The organism is Amycolatopsis sp. NPDC058340, assembly GCF_042723975.1.
Taxonomy (GTDB): Bacteria; Actinomycetota; Actinomycetes; order Mycobacteriales; family Pseudonocardiaceae; genus Amycolatopsis.
On the sequence record NZ_JBHXIB010000003.1, the window covers coordinates 192980 to 209519 of the forward strand.

The window sequence follows — 16540 nt, forward strand, 5'->3', positions numbered from 1 at the left end:
TCAAATGCGTGAAAGTGCGCTAACAGAGCATTGACGTTGCACAAAACTGCACCTAACGTGACAGCTATTGCGCACAACTGGCACGGATGGGGAGTTCATGAGCGGGACCTTCATGGCGGCGGAGATCGCGAGCCAGCCCGGCCGCTGGCGGGACGCGGCGGCGCTGGCCTCGGCGAACAGTGAGCTGCTGCCGCCGCCGGGCGCGCGGGTCGCGATCGTCGGCTGCGGCACGTCGTGGTTCATCGGCCAGGCGTACGCCGTCCTCCGCGAGTCCGCCGGGCTCGGCGAGACCGACGCCTTCGCCGCGTCGGAGTTCCCGGACGGCCGCGGTTACGACCACGTCGTGGCGCTGACCAGGTCGGGTACCACGACCGAGGTCCACGCCCTGCTGGCGAAGCTGCGGGGCAGGACGCCGACCATCGCGATCACCGGTGTGCCCCGCGAGATCGAGGCCGCCGCGGACACGATCGTCGACCTGTCCGTCGTCGACGAGCGCTCGGTGGTGCAGACCCGCTTCGCCACGACGGCGCTGGCGATGCTGCGCGCGCACCTCGGCGAGGACCTGACCGCGGTCGCGGACCAGGCCGAACGCGTGCTCGCCGAGCCGCTGCCCGGCGAACTGATCGCCGCGGAGCAGTTCAGCTTCCTCGGCACCGGCTGGTCCGTGGGCATCGCGAACGAGGCCGCGCTCAAGTTCCGCGAGGCGTGCCTGCTGTGGACGGAGTCGTACCCGGCATGGGACTACCGGCACGGGCCGATCAGTATCAGCGAGCCCGGTCGCGTGACCTGGATGTTCGGGCAGGCGCCGGAGGGGCTGGCCGACGACGTCGCCCGCGCGGGTGGCCTGTTCGTCGAGAGCGGCCTGGACCCGCTGGCGGACCTGGTCCGCGCGCAGCGTGTCGCCGGGGCGATCGCCGCCCGCAAGGGTCTCGACCCGGACAACCCCCGCAGCCTCACCCGTTCCGTCGTCCTGACCTGAGGCAGCCGTGATCGTCACCGTCACGCCGAACACCGCGCTGGACGTCACGTACACAGTGGACGGTCTGCGGGCCGGTGACGTGCACCGGGTGCGAGACGTGCGGCACCGGGCGGGCGGCAAGGGCGTCAACGTCGCCCGCGTGCTGCACACGCTCGGCGCCGACGTCCGGGCGATCTTCACGGCGGGCGGCGCGACGGGCGCCGCCGTCGTGGGCGATCTCGCGGCGGCGGGCATCCCGGCCACGGCCGTGCCCGTCGGCGGCGAGACCCGGCGCACCATCACCGTTCTGGCCGACGACGGATCGGTCACGCTGCTGAACGAACCCGGGCCACAACTCGCGGAAAACGAGTGGCAAACGTTTGCGACGGCCGTGCAGGCCCGCAAGCCGGACGTGCTCGTCTGCTCGGGCAGCCTCCCTCCGGGAGCCGGGGGATACGCCGGGCTGCTCGGCGCCGCGCCGTCCATTTTGGACACTTCCGGTGCGGCGCTGCTCGCCGGGCTGGCCGGGAAACCGTCCGTCGTCAAACCGAATGCCGACGAACTGCGCGAGGTCACCGGCCTGCGGGATCCGGTGGCCGCCGCGGGCGAACTGCGCAAGGCCGGGGCCGGCGCCGTCGTCGTCTCGCTGGGTGCCGAAGGACTGCTGGCGGTGACCGGCTCCGGCATCTGGCACGCGAAACCGTCCACTGTGCTCAGTGGCAACACCACCGGCGCGGGTGACGCCGTCGTCGCCGCGCTGGCGCTGGGGCTGAGCCGCGCCGAATCGTGGCCCGACATCCTGCGCCGCGCCGTCGCGTTGTCCGGGGCGGCCGTGCTCGGCCCGCTCGCCGGGGACGTCGACCTCGCGCACTACCGAGCCGAACAGGGGCTGGTCGCCGTGCGCGCCCGCCCGGACTAGGAGAACCCTCATGCCCCTGGTGGGAACCGGAGAGATCGTCGGAGCCGCCGTGGCGGCCCGGCACGGCTGCGGCGCGTTCAACGCGATCCAGCTCGAACACATCACCGCGATCATCGACGGCGCCGCCGCGGCGCAAGCACCGGTGATCCTGCAGCTGAGCCAGAACGCCGTGAAGTACCACGGCTCGCTGGCGCCGGTCGGCACCGCGGCCCTCGCGGCGGCGAGAGCGGCAGGCACACCGGTCGCGGTGCATCTCGACCACGCGGAATCGGCCGAGCTGGTCCGCGAGGCGGTCGCGCTCGGTTTCGGCTCCGTCATGTTCGACGCGTCCAAACTGGACTACACCGACAACGTCCGCGCCACGCGGGAAGTCGCCGCGTACTGCCACGACCACGGCGTGTGGGTCGAGGCCGAACTCGGCGAGGTCGGCGGCAAGGACGGCGTCCACGCGCCCGGCGCGCGCACCGATCCGGAGGAGGCGGCGGAGTTCGTCGCGTCCACCGGCGTCGACGCGCTGGCGGTGGCGGTGGGCAGTTCGCACGCCATGCTCACCCGTGACGCCGCGCTGGACTTCGGGCTGATCGCGCGCCTGCGGGAGCGGGTACCGGTGCCGCTGGTGCTGCACGGATCGTCCGGCGTGCCCGACGACGGGCTGGCCGAAGCCGTGTGGGCCGGGATGACGAAGATCAATATCGCCACCCAGCTCAACAAGGTGTTCACCGCGGCCGCGGCGGGGGATTGGCGTGCGCATCCGGAGCGCGTCGACCCGCGGAAGTACCTCGGTGCCGGACGCGCCGCTGTCGCCGTCGAGGTGCGGCGGCTGCTGGGAGTGCTCAAGCTTGATCATGTTGAACCGGTCAAGGTGACGATTGAGCAGACTTTGCGCGATTGACTGTTGACATGTGCTTGAAACCTCACAAAACTGCGCAACAACAAGCAGAACTTGTGTGATCTTCGATCCAGGTGGTGGCGGATGCGGGTAGGCAGGCTCACGACAGTGATGTCAGCGACGGCAGGGGCGGCGCTCCTGCTCGCGGGATGCGGCGGCGGGGGCACGGCGGGTGGCACCGGCGAGAACGCGCTCCCGGGCGTCGATCAGTTCCTCAACGCGCCCTGTCCGGAGGCGGGGGTGAAACCCGCGACGGACAAGGAGTTCACGTACTGGTCCATGTGGACGGCCGACGAGCCGCAGGGCAAGGTCCTCCAGAAGGCCTTCAAATGCTTCCAGGAGAAGACCGGCGTCAAGGTCGATGTGCAGTGGCTGGGCCGCAAGGCCTACACCCAGAACCTGGTGCCCGCGCTGAACACCGACGCCGTCCCGGACCTGTTCGACCAGGACGTCAGCAAGGTCGGCGCGGCGGTCATGACGCCGGGCGGCACGCAGAGCGTCGACGACGTGTTCGCGATGAAGGTCGGCGAGGGCGACAAGACCGTCAAGGACGTGCTTTCGCCCAGCTCCTACGACTTCCCGCAGAACAAGGACCGCGAGGGCCACAACTTCATGGTCCCGTACACGATCCAATCGAGCGCCTGGTGGTTCAACAAGGACACCGCCGGCGACATCCAGCAGCCGAAGACGATGGACGAGCTGATCGGCCTGTTCGACAAGGCGAAGGCCGACGGCAAGGCCGCGATCAGCCTGGACGGCGACATCCCGTTCTACAACATGTACTTCTACACCCAGCTCGCCGAGCGTTACGTCGGCGCGGGCGGGCTGTACAAGGCCGCGACCGACAAAACCGGCCAGGCGTGGAAGACCGACCCCGGTTTCCTCAAGGCCGCCACCGAAACCGCGAAGCTGCCCAAGTACTTCATCGACGGCTGGGACGCGGCGAAGTTCCCGCAGGTGCAGCAGCGCTGGGCGGACGGCGACTCCCGCTTCCTCTACGTCGGCAGCTGGGCGCCGAGCGAGACCCGCGAGTACCTGGACAAGCAGGGCGCCGGGACGAAGATCAACTACGGCTCCTTCCAGTTCCCGATGCCCGAAGGCGCCACGCACGACACCGTCGAGCAGATGTCGATCGGGTTCTCGGTGACCAAGAAGGCCAAGCACGCCGAGGCGGCCAAGGCGTTCATCGCCTACTTCCTCAACAAGGACCTGCTCGCCGGGATCCCCGTGGTGGCCGACAACCTCGTGCCGCGTGCCGACCTCGCCGTGCCGGACGACCTCAAGCAGGTCAAGGCCGCGCTGGACGACCCGAAGAAGGAGCACGTCCTGCAGTACGACGGGATCGACGGCATCGCGGGCGGCAAATGGCAGACCGACGTGTTCGATCCCGCCGACATCGCGCTGCTGAAGGGGCAGATCACCCCGCAGCAGTTCGTGGACCAGCTCGCCACCAAGGGCGCCGAATTCTGGAAGAACCAGGGCTGATGGCGACAGTCACGACTCCGGCGACACCGCCGGCGCGGGCCGTGAAGGCCGGGGCGCACCTGAGTCGCAAGAAACGGCTGTTCTGGCCGTTCGCCGCGCCGGCACTGGTGCTGTACCTTGCCTTCCTGGTCCTGCCGACGATCGCGACCGTCGTGCTGAGCTTCACCAGCTGGGCCGGGGCGGGGGACACGCCGGAACCCAACGGCGTCACCAACTACACGCAGATGTGGGCGAGCGACTCGTTCCAGTACGCCTTCCGCAACACGCTGATCTACGTGTTCCTCGGCGGCATCGGCACGTTCGCGCTGGCGTTCCTGTTCACCATGGTGCTGCGGGACATGAAGGGCGGCAAGATCGTCCGCGCCATCCTGTTCTTCCCGAACATCGTGGCGCCGGTGGCGCTCGGCATGTTCCTCGGCTTCGTCTTCAAGTACCAGCCGGGGAAACAGGGACTGGCGAACTACGTGCTGGAAGGCCTCGGCGCGGACGCGGCGAAATTCCTCGCACCGTCCAATGTGACCGGTGTGGTGACGGCTTCGCTGATCTGGGCCAGTTCGGGGTTCTACATCACCATCCTGATGGCCGCGGTCGACCGCATCCCGCCATACCTCTACGAGGACGCGGAGCTGGGCGGCGCGTCGCCGTGGCAGAAGTTCAAGAACATCACGCTGCCGATGACCTGGGACGTCGTCGGCGTCGCCGGGGTGCTGTGGACGATCAACGCGCTCAAGATCTTCGAGCTGGTGTTCGTGCTGGCCGGTCCGGGCACCTACGCCCCGCCCAACGAGGCGTGGACGCTGGGGATCTACGTGTTCGACCGGACCTTCGGCTCGAACGGCACCCCGGACTTCGGTGCCGCGTGTGCCTGCGCGGTGGCGATGATCGCGCTGGTGTCCGTGCTCGTCGTCCTGCTCCGCCGGTTGATGCGCCGTGACGCGATCCAGTTCTGAGGGAGACGAAATGTCCGTCACCGAGGTCGAGGCGCCCGCGCGGCGAGCGGCGAAACCGGTGCGCAAGCCGCCACGCAAACCACGTCCGGCACCCGGCTCGAAACGGTTCAGCCCGTTGCGGGTACTGGGTTCCACGATCGTGTGGCTGTTCACCGCAGGCAACATCCTGGTGCTGTACTGGCTGCTCACGGCGTCGTTCAAGACACCGGTGGAGATCTTCACCAAACCGTTCGACCTGCCGTACCAGTGGTTCAAGGTCGGCAAGCCGTTCCGGAACTTCATCTACGCCTGGAACAACGCCGGTTTCGGCGAGGCCGTGCTGACCACCGTGGTACTGGTCGGGCTGGCGACGGTCGTCACGGTCGCCGTCTCGGCGCCCTGCGCGTACGCCCTGACCAGGCTGGGCGTCCGCGGCTCCGGGCCGATGACGAACGCCGTCGCGATCGGCATGGGCGTGCCGTTCCAGACCGTGATCATCCCGCTGTTCGTGGTGCTCAGCAAAGTGCACCTTGACAACGAATACGGCCTGTTCGTGCTGTACGTCGCGCTGTCGATCCCGTTCACGGTGTTCCTGATGACCGGGTTCTTCCGGTCGCTGCCGGACGAACTGGAGGAGGCGGCCGCGCTCGACGGCGCCTCGCCGACGCGGACGTTCTTCTCGGTCATGCTGCCGCTGACCCGCGGCGGCATGATCACCGCGCTCACGCTGAACGCCATCGGACTGTGGAACGAGACGCTGCTGGCGATCGTGTTCCTCAAGGACCAGGCGCATTTCACGCTGTCGCGCGCGCTCTTCACCTTCTACGGGGCGGCGAGCTACCAGTCGGAGTACGGCGGGCTGATCGCCGGTGTGGCGATCGTCGTGCTCCCGATGCTCGTGCTCTACCTCGTACTCGCCCGCCGGATCATCACCGGCCTGACCCTCGGCGCCGGAAAGTAGGACCTGATGGCCACCGTGACCTTCTCCGACACCACCCGGTTCTACGCCGGGGTGGACCGCCCCGCGGTCGACGGCCTCGACCTCGAGGTCGCCGACGGCGAGTTCCTGGTGCTGGTCGGCCCGTCCGGCTGCGGGAAGTCGACCACGCTGCGCATGCTCGCCGGGCTGGAAGGCGTCGACGACGGCTCCATCCACATCGGCGACCGCGACGTCACCGAGCTGCCGCCGAAGGACCGGGACATCGCCATGGTGTTCCAGAACTACGCGCTCTACCCGCATATGACGGTGGGGGAGAACATCGGCTTCCACCTGAAGCTGGCGAAGATGGGCAAAGCCGAACGCGAACGCAAGGTGCGCGAGGCCGCGGCCGTGCTCGACCTGACCGAGTACCTGGACCGCAAACCCGCGAAACTGTCCGGCGGTCAGCGGCAGCGCGTCGCGATGGGACGGGCGATCGTGCGCGAGCCCAGTGTGTTCCTGATGGACGAACCACTGTCCAATCTGGACGCCAAGCTCCGGGTGCAGACCCGGACCCAGATCGCCTCGCTGCAGCGGCGGCTGGGCATCACGACGCTGTACGTCACGCACGACCAGGTCGAAGCCATGACCATGGGGGACAGGGTCGCCGTGCTGAAGGACGGGCTCCTGCAGCAATGCGACACGCCCGTCGGGCTGTTCGCCAAGCCGGTCAACGTGTTCGTCGCCGGGTTCATCGGCTCGCCCGCGATGAACCTGCTGGAGACCACTGTGGACAGTGACGGCGCCGTCGCCGGTGGTACGCGGCTGCCGCTGACCCCGGCGCAACGTTCGGCGCTGACGGGGCCCGGCATCGTCGTCGGCGTCCGGCCCGAGGGCTGGACGATCGGCGACGGCGGTTTCGAGGCCATCGTCGAGGTCGTGGAGGAACTGGGCAGCGACCAGTACCTCTACTGCCGGGACGGCGATCGCGTGCTGACCGTCCGGACCCCGGGGATGGCCCCGTGGCAGCGCGGCGAGCCGATCTCCCTGACACCGCAACCGGGTGCGGTGCACCTGTTCGACGCCGCGACCGGTGACAGGCTCCCGGACGCATGACCAGGCTGTACCGCACCGGGCTGGTGCTCCCGGCCGCCGAGCTGGGCCCGGAGAACCCGCTGCCGCCGCTCCGGAAACCCGAGGCGGTGGCCAAGGTGTCCAATGTGGACGAGCTACCGCCGGACCTGGCCGAGAACATCGGCTACGGCCGCCTGGACACCACGCTGCCGTGCCTGCTGCAGGACGGCTACACCCGCGAGCGCACCGACCGTGAACTCCCGGCGCTGGTACTGGAGAACGACGAACTCCGCGCCACCGTGCTGCCGTCGCTGGGCGGGCGGCTGTACTCGCTGGTCCACAAGCCGTCGGGACGCGAGCTGCTCTACCGCAACCCGGTGTTCCAGCCCGCGAACCTCGCCCTGCGGGACGCGTGGTTCGCCGGCGGTGTCGAGTGGAACCTCGGCAGCACCGGGCACACGACGCTGACCTGCGAGCCGATGTTCGCCGCGGAGATCGAGGGACCGGACGGCACGCCGGTGCTGCGGCTGTGGGAGTGGGAACGCACGCGTGACCTGCCGTACCAGGTCGACTTCTGGTTGCCCGACGGCTCGGAACATCTGCTCGTGGCGGTGCGGGTGCGGAACCCGCATCCCTACGACGTGCCGGTGTACTGGTGGTCGAACATCGCGGTGCCGCAGAACGAAGGCACCCGGGTGCTGGCACCCGCGACACAGGCGTGGCACTACGGCTATTCGGGACGGCTCGACCTGGTCGACGTTCCCGGCGAGCTGACCTATCCGTCCCGCGCGGAGGCCGCGGCGGACTACTTCTTCGAGGTGACGGGGCGACCGTGGGTCGCGGCCGTCGAAAGCGACGGGACCGGGCTGGCTCAGCTGTCCACCGGCCGGTTGCGCGGCCGGAAGCTGTTCCTGTGGGGCGAATCCGACGGCGGACGTCGTTGGCAGGAGTGGCTCGCTCCGGGCGCCGGAGGCTATCTGGAGATCCAAGCCGGCCTCGCCCGCACGCAGCTGGAGCATCTGCGGTTGCCGCCGGGGGAGAGCTGGGACTGGCTGGAGGCCTACGGTCCGGTCGCCGCCGATGCGGCCGTGGCGCACGGCGAAGACTGGACGGCGGCTCGCGAAGCCGTCGCCGCCGGTCTGCCGTCGGCGGAGACCATGGACGAGTACCACGACGCTTGGCGGAAGATCGCCGACGTCACCCCGGAATCCTTCCTGGCCACCGGTTCCGGCTGGGGCGCGCTGGAGAACCGGCGCGCGCCGATGTGCTTGCCCGGCACGCCCTTCCCGGACGAATCACTGGGACCGGACCAAGAACCGTGGCTCGCGCTGCTCGATGGCACGCCGCCGGACGGCGATCCGCTCGCCGTACCCCCGGCGACGCTGGTGAACCGGTACTGGGCGGATCTCATGGAGTACGCCCCGAAGAACTGGCTGACCTGGTATCACCGCGGCGTCGCGCACTGGGCCGCCGGACGGCATTCGGACGCGGTCGGCGCCTGGCGTGAATCCGTCTCGGCGGCCGAGAACCCTTGGGCCCTGCGGAATCTGGCGATCGCCGCCTCCGGGCACGAGGCCGCCTGGCTGTACCGGCGGGCGGTCGCCCTCGCGCCGTCGCTGCGTCCGTTGGTGGTCGAGGCCATCGCGGCGCAACTCGCCGCGGGTCTCCCGGACGAAGCGAGTGTGCTGCTGGACGGGCTGCCCGTGGAAGGTCGGATCGCCCTCCTCACCGCCCGGACCCGGCTCGCGCTCGGCGACGTCGCCGGGGCCAAGGCCGTGTACGACCGCGGATTCGAGGTCGCGAACATCAGGGAAGGGGAAACGTCTTTGTCCGACACCTGGGCGGCGGTTTCCGAGGAACCGCTGCCGGAACAGCACGACTTCCGGATGAAGTGACCGGCCGGGCCACTCGACCGGCGTGCCGCTCGCGGCGGACAACCGCGATGCAGCATACTGCTCGAAACAGTGGCCAACAGCGCACCGGTATGCGCGATAGGCCGCAGCGAGCTAGGAGTGGCGCCGATGGCCCGGCACGAACGGCTGAGCACCCTGCTGGACCTGCTGGGGCAGCGGGAGAAGATCGACGTCGAGGACGTGGCGGAGGAGCTGAACGTCTCCGCCGCCACGATCCGGCGCGACCTCGATCACCTGGCGGAGCAGCAATTGCTCACCCGCACCCGAGGTGGTGCGGTGGCCAACGACCTCGCCTACGATCTGCCGCTGCGCTACAAGACCGCGCGGCACGTGCCCGAGAAGCAGCGGATCAGTGTCGCCGCGGCGGCGCTCGTCGCGCAGGGCATGGTGGTCGGTCTCAACGGCGGGACGACGACGGCCGGGGTCGCGCGATCGCTGGCCACCCGGTCCGATCTGGCCGGTCTCCGTGATTCGCCCGGGCTCACGGTGGTCACCAACGCGCTGAACATCGCGCACGAACTCGCGGTCCGGCCGCATGTGAAGATCGTGGTCACCGGCGGCGTCGCGCGGCCGCAGTCGTTCGAGCTCAGCGGGCCGCTGGCCACGCGCGTGCTCAGCGAACTGACGATCGACCTGTTGTTCCTCGGGGTCGACGCCTTCGACGCCGACGCCGGCGCTTTCGCCCACCACGAGGGCGAGGCGAGTATCAACCGGCTGATGGTCGAGCGGGCGGAACGCGTCGTCGCGGTCGCCGACGGCTCGAAGCTTGGCCGCCGCGCGTTCGCGCGGATCTGCGCGACGCCGCAGGTGCACGCCCTGGTCACCGACTCCAACGCCGACCCGAAGGTGCTGCGGGCGTTCGAGGCAGCCGGGGTCGAGGTCCAAGCCGTCTGACCCCAAGTACATGCCCTGAGTACGTGAAGGTCCCCTTCCTTGCGCCTAGGTCAGGGCCCCGGCAAAGTCGCATAACTGCTGGTCGGTGTCACTCTTGGTGTAGTGAACGAGGGTGTCGGCCGCCGGTGGGGCGGGGTCGCGAGCGGTGGGACCGGCCCTCGCCCCCGAGTGTCCACGCAGGACACTTCGTGCCGAGTGAGTGCCTGGTTGATGTCACGATGTCCGGTTCTTGCGGGGGTCGTGAGTGGCCAAGAGGGTTAGAACCCGAATCGCCACTCACGACCCCCGCGCAGAACCGGGCAAAGTTCTCACAACGGACACGGCCGTGACGGGAAGCGTCCCGTGTGGACACTCGCGAAGGTGATCAACCTCGTTGGCAGGCCCCGAAGTCGTCCTGGGTCACCCGAACCACCGCCGTAATCCCGCCACTCCGACCAGCGGTCATCCGACCTTGCCGGGGCCCTGGCGCCTAGGTGTGGGAAGAGGCTCTTCAGGTACTGACCCCGACGAAAGTCGGCAGCACCGCTTCGGCGGATGACTTTGCGCGAAACGTGCGCTATACAGAGACCCTATTGCGTATTCATGCGCGAAAGGTGTCTCGAATGAGCAGAGTTGCGCAATCCCTGAGTTGTTTGGCCGCAGTGGCCCTTCTCGGGCTTTCCCCGGTCGCCGCCCACGCGGATCCGGCCGCGGCGGCGTCCGGCAAGCTGGGCGATCTGACCGGGATCTCCGCCGAAGGCCCCACGGTCACGCTGAAGTCGGGAAGCGCCGCGGTGCGCGTCGGCTTCCCGGCCGAAGGCGCCGTCCGGGTCTGGCTGGCGCCGGACGGCACGTTCACCGACCCGGCGGGCAGCAAGATCGTGCTGCCGCGCACCGGTGACCCGGTCACGCCCAAGACGGCCGACAAGGGGGATTACTGGGCGGTCTCCACGGCCAAGGCGACGTTGCGGGCCTACAAGCACCCGCTGCGGCTCGCGCTGTACGACGGCGCGGACCGCAAGCGGCTCTGGGAGGAGTCGGCGCCGCTGTCCTGGACCGACAAGCAGACCACACAGACCCTCGCCCGGACGGCGACCGAGCAGTTCGTCGGCGGCGGCGAGCAGAACGGCCGCTTCAGCCACCGCGACCAGACGATCCGGATCTTCGCCGACTACAACTGGAACGACGGCGGAGCACCGAATTCGCAGCCGTTCTACGCCTCCACGGCGGGATACGGCGTGCTGCGCAACACCTTCGCGCAAGGCACGTACGCCTTCACCGAGCCGGTGCGCACCACGCACGACGAACGCCGCTTCGACGCGACGTACGTCGTCGGCGACGGGCTGAAGGACGTCATCACCGGCTACACCGACCTGGTCGGGAAGCCTTTCCTGCCACCGCTTTACGGCCTCGAACACGGTGACGCCGACTGCTATCTGCACAACGCCAACCGCGGTGAGCGGCACACGCTGGACGCGGTGAAGATCGCGGAGGGGTACACCGAGCACGGGATGCCCAACGGCTGGATGCTCGTGAACGACGGCTACGGCTGCGGATACGAGAACCTGCAGCAGACCGGCGAAGGCCTGCGCAAGAACAACATGCAGCTGGGCCTGTGGACCGAGAACGGGGTGCCGAACCAGGTCGAAGAGGTCAAGGCCGGGGTGCGGGTCCGCAAACTCGACGTCGCGTGGGTCGGCCCGGGCTACCAGTTCGCGCTGGACGCCTGCGACACCGCGCACAAGGGCATCGAGGACAACAGCGACGCTCGCGGCTTCGTCTGGACGCCGGTCAGCTGGGCCGGCGCACAGCGCTGCGGCGTGCTGTGGAGCGGCGACCAGGCCGGTTCCTACGACTACATCAAGTGGCAGATCCCGACCTACGCCGGCGCCACGACGTCGGGAATCGCGTACAACACCGGCGACATCGACGGCATTTTCGGCGGCAGCCCGCAGACCTACGTCCGCGATCTGCAGTGGAAGGCCTTCCTGCCGGTCTCGATGACGATGGACGGCTGGGCCGCGTCGGACAAGCAGCCGTGGCGGTACGGCGAGCCGTACACCTCGATCAACCGCAAGTACCTGCTGCTCAAGGAACGGCTGCTGCCCTACACCTACAGCCATTCGGTGGAGGCGCACAAGACCGGCGTCGGCCAGGTCCGCCCGCTGGCGCTCGAATACCCCGACGACCCGAACGTGTGGGGCGAGAAGGCGAAGTACGAGTTCCTCTCCGGCAAGGACTTCCTCGTCGCGCCGGTGTACGAGAACTCCACCGTCCGCAACGGCATCTACCTGCCGAAGGGCACCTGGGTCGACTACTGGAGCGGCAAGACCTACACCGGTCCGACCACTGTGGACGGTTACGACGCGCCGCTCGACACGCTGCCGCTGTTCGTCCGCGCCGGTGCCGTGGTGCCGATGTGGGCCGAGGGCACGAAGTCGTGGCAGACGCGGGACAAGGACGTGCTCGATCTCGACGTCTACCCGCAGGGCAAGGGCTCGTTCACGCTCACCGAGGACGACGGCGTGACCAGGGCGTACAAGAACGGCGACCAGGCGAAGCAGACCTTCACCGTGGACGCGCCGACGTCCGGCCTCGGCACGGTGACGGTCGGGATCGGGGCCAGTTCCGGTTCCTACGCCGGAAAGCCCGCGTCGCGGAACTACCAGCTGACCGTCCACACGGGAAGCAAGCCCGCGACCGTGCTGGCCGGGAACTCGATCCTGCGGCAGTACGGCAGCAAGGCCGAACTGGACGCGGCGCCGTCGGGCTGGTGGTTCGATCCGGCCGCCGGCGGGGTCGCGCGGGTCAAAACCGGCAAGATCGGCGCCGGTGACCGGCAGGACGTTCGGCTGTTCGGCACGAGCGCGGTCGGCGGGATCTTCCCCGAGGACCGCGACGGCTCGGTCACCCTGTCCGTCCCGGCGGTCGCCGGCCCCGGACAGACCGCGACGGGCACGCTGAGCTTCACCAACGGCACGCCGTTGCCGGTCCGGGACGTCAAGTTCTCCTTGCCCGCCAACGGCTTCCGCGTCGAAGTGCCCGCCGGTCCTCGACTGGTGATGCCCGGCAAGACCGTCCAGGTCCCGGTGAAGGTCACGCCGGACGCGGGGCTCAAGCCGGACGACTACCAGCTCACCGCGTCGGCGTCGTACCAGGCGCGGCTCGGGGAGAACCGGGTCACCGACTCGGTGACGGTCACCGTCCCGCACGGTTCGCTGGCCGCGGCCTACGGCAACGTCGGCGTGACCGACGCGGCCCACGTCGCGGTGGGGGACATCGACGGCGGCGGCAGCAGTTTCCGGGCGGAAGGCCTCGCCGAGGCAGGCCTCAAGCCCGGCACCGGCTTCACCGCCCTCGGTGCTCAGCTGACCTGGCCCGTGACCGGCGCCGGGCAGAAGGACAACGTGCTCGCGTCCGGTCAGACGATCGCGGTGCGGGGTACGGGCGCCAAGCTGGTGCTGGCGGGAACCGGTACCGGCACGGCGAAGGGCACCGTCGTCGTCCGCTATGCCGACGGCAGCACGAGCCAAGCCGAACTCGGGTTCCCCAACTGGTGCTGCGCGGATCCCGCCCAATACGGCGCGGCCACGGTGGCGACGGTGCTGGGTAAGCACACCCGCGCCGGGGCCGCGTATCCGACCACGCCGTACCGGGTGTTCGCGAACTCGGTCCCGCTGACCGCGGGCAAGGAGGTCGTCGCGGTGACGCTTCCGTCCAACACCGCGATGCATGTGTTCGCGGCGGGCATCGGCTGAGTCCTCGTGAGTGGTAAGGACGGTTAGAACCGTCCTTACCACTCACGAGTCAGGCGGCGACGGGAGTCCACAAGGCGTCGATGGCGCGTTCCGCCTCGGCTTGGCTGGCCTCGGCCAGCGGGATGAGATCCGCCATCGCCGGGTTGGTCCTCGCCAGGGTCAGCTCGGCGGTGACGAATCGCGGTTCGAGGCCGGTCAGCGAGACGCCGTGCGGGATCCACGACTGGGCGTGGTCCCAGCCCGCGCGCGGGGTGCCTTCGCCGTACCCGCCACCGCGCGAGACCACGACGACGAAGTCCCGGTCGCCGAGCAGGCCTTGCCTGGTCTCGGCGTCGAGCGTCAGCCCGGGCACGATCAGGTGGTCGACCCAGGCCTTGACCGTGCTCGGCGGCCCGAAGTTGTACAGCGGCAGGCCCAGCAGGATCGTGTCGGCCGCCTTGACCTCGTCGACCAGTTCCGTGATGAGCCGCCAGGCCGCGGCCTGTTCCGGGGTGTGCTGCTCCGGCGGCGTCGTCCTGGCCACGTTGCTCACCGCGTCGAAATGCGGCAACGGGTCGGCGCCCAGGTCGCGGTAGGTGACGGTGCCTTCCGGATGCGCCGCACGCCAGGCCGCGGCCGCCCGCGCGGTGAGGCGACGGCTGATCGAGTGCTCGCCCGTGATGCTGGAGTCGATATGCAGCAGGTTCGTCATACCGGCTATCTTGCACAGATAGTTTGTGTAACGCAAACCATTGATGCTGTGGCGGTCATCATGAAGGAACGTACACTTGACGAGTGTCCGAACTCCCGGTCGTGAACCAGCCCCCGCACCGTTGCGGCGCGCTGCTCGACCACGTCACCCGCCGCATCCGGCTGCGCAGCGAGTCCGTCCTGGCCCCGCTCGGCCTGCGGCCCCGGCATCTGGTCGCGCTGACCGTGCTGCGTGACCTCGGCGGTTGTTCGCAGCAGGACCTCGCGAAGACGCTGGAGATGGACAGCACGAACGTCGTCGGGCTGCTGAACGACCTCGAGTCCGCGAACCTGATCGAACGCAGGCGATCACCGGAGGACAGGCGGCGGCATATCGTCGAGCTCACCGACGTCGGCGCCAAGCAGCTCGTCAAGGCCGAGTTCGCGCTCGCCGGAGTCGAGGACGAAGTGCTCGGCGGACTCGACAAGGACCAGCGCGAGACGCTGTACAGCCTGCTGTACCAGGCGGCGGGGCACGCCGAACACGCCGCCTGCCTCGGGGCCGCGCACAGCGAAGACTGCTAGCCCCCTAGGCCGAACAGGTCGTGAAGCTGTTTCGTGGCTTCGGCGCCGTACAGGACGCTTCCACGGCACCCCGGACCGGGCAGAATCGACGGGGTGAGTGAATGGCGCAACACCACGCACGACTGGGCCGGTTCCGTGGACCTCGACCATCTGGCGCGTATCCGCGGGAACCCTGGGGAGTTCGCCCCCGGCGGGGTCGCGCACCTCGTCCTCGAAGTGCTCGCCTACGCGGCCGAGGAAGCCGAAAGCACCGGCGGCGGGCATGCCGTCGTCACGGTCCATCCCGACGGCTCGATTTCCGTGGCGGACGACGGGCGGGGCACCGATACCCGCGCCGACGGCCACGGCGGCTTCGTGAAGAAGCCGGTCATGTCGACCAAGGATCTGCGTTTCTTCGATTCCCCCGAGGCGCAACGGCTCCCGGACGGCCGTCCGCGCCGCGGTGTGTCGGTCGTCGCCGCCTTGAGTGACTGGCTCGTGCACACCAACCGGCGTCGCAACGGTTCCTGGACCCAGCGTTACGAACGCGGCGTCCCGGTCACTGACCTGACGCCGATCGCCGGCGACGGCACGACCGGCACGACGGTGCGTTTCCTGCCAGGGGAGGAGATCGGCGCGATCCGGCTGCCGGAGGCCGACGGGTGGCCGTATCTGAGCGTGGAGGTCGTCCGATGAGAAAGTGCCTGGCGGTGGTGGCTTCGGTCCTGGTCCTGCTTGCCGGATGCTCCGCCGAGCAGGCGAAACCACCCGCCAAACCCGTCTACGACCTCCCCGCGCGCGAAGTCCGCCCGGACGAGACCGCGCTGCACCTGCCGCCCGCGCTCAACGGGGAGACCGAGTTCTCCCTCATCGGGCTGGCCGCCGGGCTGCCCAGCCTCACCGGCAGTCACACCGAGTTCGAGGCGAAGGGGCAGTTCGTCCGGTTCCGGCTGGTGGTCACGGGCAAGGGAGTGTCCGGGATCCTCTTCGACACCCGGCGCCAGCAACTGGTCACCGATTCCGGCGCGGTGATCGCGGTCGACAACCAGGCGATGACGATCAAACGGCAGCCGGACAAGTTCGAGCTGGGGCGCGGTGTGCGGGTCGAGTTCGACCTCTACTTCGACCTTCCCAAGGAGGCGAAACCCGTGGTGCTACGCGCTTTCGGCGGTCCGACGCTCACCGACATGAAGAACCTCGAGGGCACCGACATCAACCTGGGATGAGCGGTGAAGAAGGGCAGGGGCGTTCTTCGCGCATGGGTCTGGGCTGACCGACGAGAGCAGGGGGCGCTTTCGAGATGTGAATGTCCAGTTTGTACAGTCCGCGCGGTTCCTTGACGGGGTCGTGAGTGGCAATGGTCGTTCTAACCCTCTTTGCCACTCACGACCCCAGCGAGAACCGGACTTTCAGGCATCAATCGGGCATGCTGAGGGCGGTCGGCAACCCTGGGCGGCCGTCTCATCGCGAAGGCGCGGTCATCTCCGCGGAGGCGTGGGGGGGGCGGAAAAAACCCCAAAAAAACATATGAGACAAGGTTGTAAAAAAAAACAAAAAAAAAAAAAAAAAAAAAAAAAAAATACCACCCCC

The 16540-nt window shown here is 68.8% G+C and carries 14 protein-coding genes; 13 read left to right on the forward strand and 1 reads right to left on the reverse strand.

Annotated elements, in window-relative coordinates:
• Window positions 1-97 precede the first annotated feature (97 nt).
• The 10 genes from ACFWIW_RS06010 (at window position 98) to ACFWIW_RS06055 (ending at window position 13717) form a co-directional block, all read left to right on the forward strand.
• A complete protein-coding gene (locus ACFWIW_RS06010) occupies window positions 98-979 on the forward strand; it encodes an SIS domain-containing protein (RefSeq protein WP_378367390.1) in 882 nt (293 codons plus the stop codon).
• A 7-nt stretch (window positions 980-986) separates the two neighbouring features.
• Complete coding sequence (locus ACFWIW_RS06015) at window positions 987-1877, forward strand: 1-phosphofructokinase family hexose kinase (protein ID WP_378367391.1); 891 nt, start codon at window positions 987-989, stop codon at window positions 1875-1877.
• A 10-nt stretch (window positions 1878-1887) separates the two neighbouring features.
• A complete protein-coding gene (locus ACFWIW_RS06020) occupies window positions 1888-2769 on the forward strand; it encodes a ketose-bisphosphate aldolase (RefSeq protein ID WP_378367392.1) in 882 nt (293 codons plus the stop codon).
• Window positions 2770-2850: 81 nt separating this feature from the next.
• Window positions 2851-4251, forward strand: a complete 1401-nt coding sequence (locus ACFWIW_RS06025) for an ABC transporter substrate-binding protein (protein WP_378367393.1) — start codon at window positions 2851-2853, stop codon at window positions 4249-4251.
• Window positions 4251-5201 carry a carbohydrate ABC transporter permease gene (locus tag ACFWIW_RS06030; RefSeq protein ID WP_378367394.1) on the forward strand — a complete coding sequence of 317 codons (951 nt, stop codon included), beginning with the start codon at window positions 4251-4253 and terminating at the stop codon, window positions 5199-5201. Before ACFWIW_RS06025 ends, ACFWIW_RS06030 begins: the two co-directional genes overlap by 1 nt.
• Window positions 5202-5211: 10 nt before the next feature.
• Window positions 5212-6141 (forward strand): carbohydrate ABC transporter permease, encoded by a 930-nt coding sequence (locus tag ACFWIW_RS06035; RefSeq protein ID WP_378367395.1) that lies wholly within the window; start codon window positions 5212-5214, stop codon window positions 6139-6141.
• A 6-nt stretch (window positions 6142-6147) separates the two neighbouring features.
• Window positions 6148-7215 (forward strand): ABC transporter ATP-binding protein, encoded by a 1068-nt coding sequence (locus ACFWIW_RS06040; protein ID WP_378367396.1) that lies wholly within the window; start codon window positions 6148-6150, stop codon window positions 7213-7215.
• Window positions 7212-9068, forward strand: a complete 1857-nt coding sequence (locus tag ACFWIW_RS06045; RefSeq protein WP_378367397.1) for a DUF5107 domain-containing protein — start codon at window positions 7212-7214, stop codon at window positions 9066-9068. Before ACFWIW_RS06040 ends, ACFWIW_RS06045 begins: the two co-directional genes overlap by 4 nt.
• Before the next feature lie 126 nt (window positions 9069-9194).
• Window positions 9195-9980 carry a DeoR/GlpR family DNA-binding transcription regulator gene (locus ACFWIW_RS06050; RefSeq protein ID WP_034316006.1) on the forward strand — a complete coding sequence of 262 codons (786 nt, stop codon included), beginning with the start codon at window positions 9195-9197 and terminating at the stop codon, window positions 9978-9980.
• Window positions 9981-10582: 602 nt separating this feature from the next.
• Window positions 10583-13717, forward strand: coding sequence for a TIM-barrel domain-containing protein (locus ACFWIW_RS06055; protein ID WP_378367398.1), 3135 nt, complete (start codon window positions 10583-10585; stop codon window positions 13715-13717).
• A gap of 49 nt (window positions 13718-13766) precedes the next feature.
• Here ACFWIW_RS06055 and ACFWIW_RS06060 read toward each other — a convergent pair whose 3' ends face one another.
• Entirely contained in the window at window positions 13767-14408 is a 642-nt protein-coding gene (locus ACFWIW_RS06060) for an FMN-dependent NADH-azoreductase (protein WP_378367399.1), read from the reverse strand.
• Window positions 14409-14491: 83 nt separating this feature from the next.
• Between ACFWIW_RS06060 and ACFWIW_RS06065 the strand changes: the two genes are divergently transcribed.
• The 3 genes from ACFWIW_RS06065 (at window position 14492) to ACFWIW_RS06075 (ending at window position 16176) form a co-directional block, all read left to right on the forward strand.
• On the forward strand, window positions 14492-14971 hold the full coding sequence (locus ACFWIW_RS06065) for a MarR family winged helix-turn-helix transcriptional regulator (RefSeq protein ID WP_378367400.1): 480 nt from the start codon (window positions 14492-14494) through the stop codon (window positions 14969-14971).
• Window positions 14972-15064: 93 nt separating this feature from the next.
• Entirely contained in the window at window positions 15065-15646 is a 582-nt protein-coding gene (locus ACFWIW_RS06070; RefSeq protein WP_378367401.1) for an ATP-binding protein, read from the forward strand.
• The gene (locus ACFWIW_RS06075) at window positions 15643-16176 is read left to right on the forward strand and encodes a hypothetical protein (RefSeq protein ID WP_378367402.1); all 534 of its coding nucleotides are present in this window, start codon (window positions 15643-15645) and stop codon (window positions 16174-16176) included. The genes ACFWIW_RS06070 and ACFWIW_RS06075 overlap by 4 nt, the downstream gene beginning before the upstream one ends.
• Window positions 16177-16540: the final 364 nt, after the last annotated feature.

Bases quoted from the DNA above. Each gene is read 5' to 3' on its own strand.
- ACFWIW_RS06010 (WP_378367390.1), top strand. From the start codon at position 98: ATGAGCGGGACCTTCATGGCGGCGGAGATCGCGAGCCAGCCCGGCCGC.
- ACFWIW_RS06020 (WP_378367392.1), top strand. From the start codon at position 1,888: ATGCCCCTGGTGGGAACCGGAGAGATCGTCGGAGCCGCCGTGGCGGCC.
- ACFWIW_RS06025 (WP_378367393.1), top strand. From the start codon at position 2,851: ATGCGGGTAGGCAGGCTCACGACAGTGATGTCAGCGACGGCAGGGGCG.
- ACFWIW_RS06030 (WP_378367394.1), top strand. From the start codon at position 4,251: ATGGCGACAGTCACGACTCCGGCGACACCGCCGGCGCGGGCCGTGAAG.
- ACFWIW_RS06035 (WP_378367395.1), top strand. From the start codon at position 5,212: ATGTCCGTCACCGAGGTCGAGGCGCCCGCGCGGCGAGCGGCGAAACCG.
- ACFWIW_RS06040 (WP_378367396.1), top strand. From the start codon at position 6,148: ATGGCCACCGTGACCTTCTCCGACACCACCCGGTTCTACGCCGGGGTG.
- ACFWIW_RS06045 (WP_378367397.1), top strand. From the start codon at position 7,212: ATGACCAGGCTGTACCGCACCGGGCTGGTGCTCCCGGCCGCCGAGCTG.
- ACFWIW_RS06050 (WP_034316006.1), top strand. From the start codon at position 9,195: ATGGCCCGGCACGAACGGCTGAGCACCCTGCTGGACCTGCTGGGGCAG.
- ACFWIW_RS06055 (WP_378367398.1), top strand. From the start codon at position 10,583: ATGAGCAGAGTTGCGCAATCCCTGAGTTGTTTGGCCGCAGTGGCCCTT.
- ACFWIW_RS06060 (WP_378367399.1), bottom strand. From the start codon at position 14,408: ATGACGAACCTGCTGCATATCGACTCCAGCATCACGGGCGAGCACTCG.
- ACFWIW_RS06075 (WP_378367402.1), top strand. From the start codon at position 15,643: ATGAGAAAGTGCCTGGCGGTGGTGGCTTCGGTCCTGGTCCTGCTTGCC.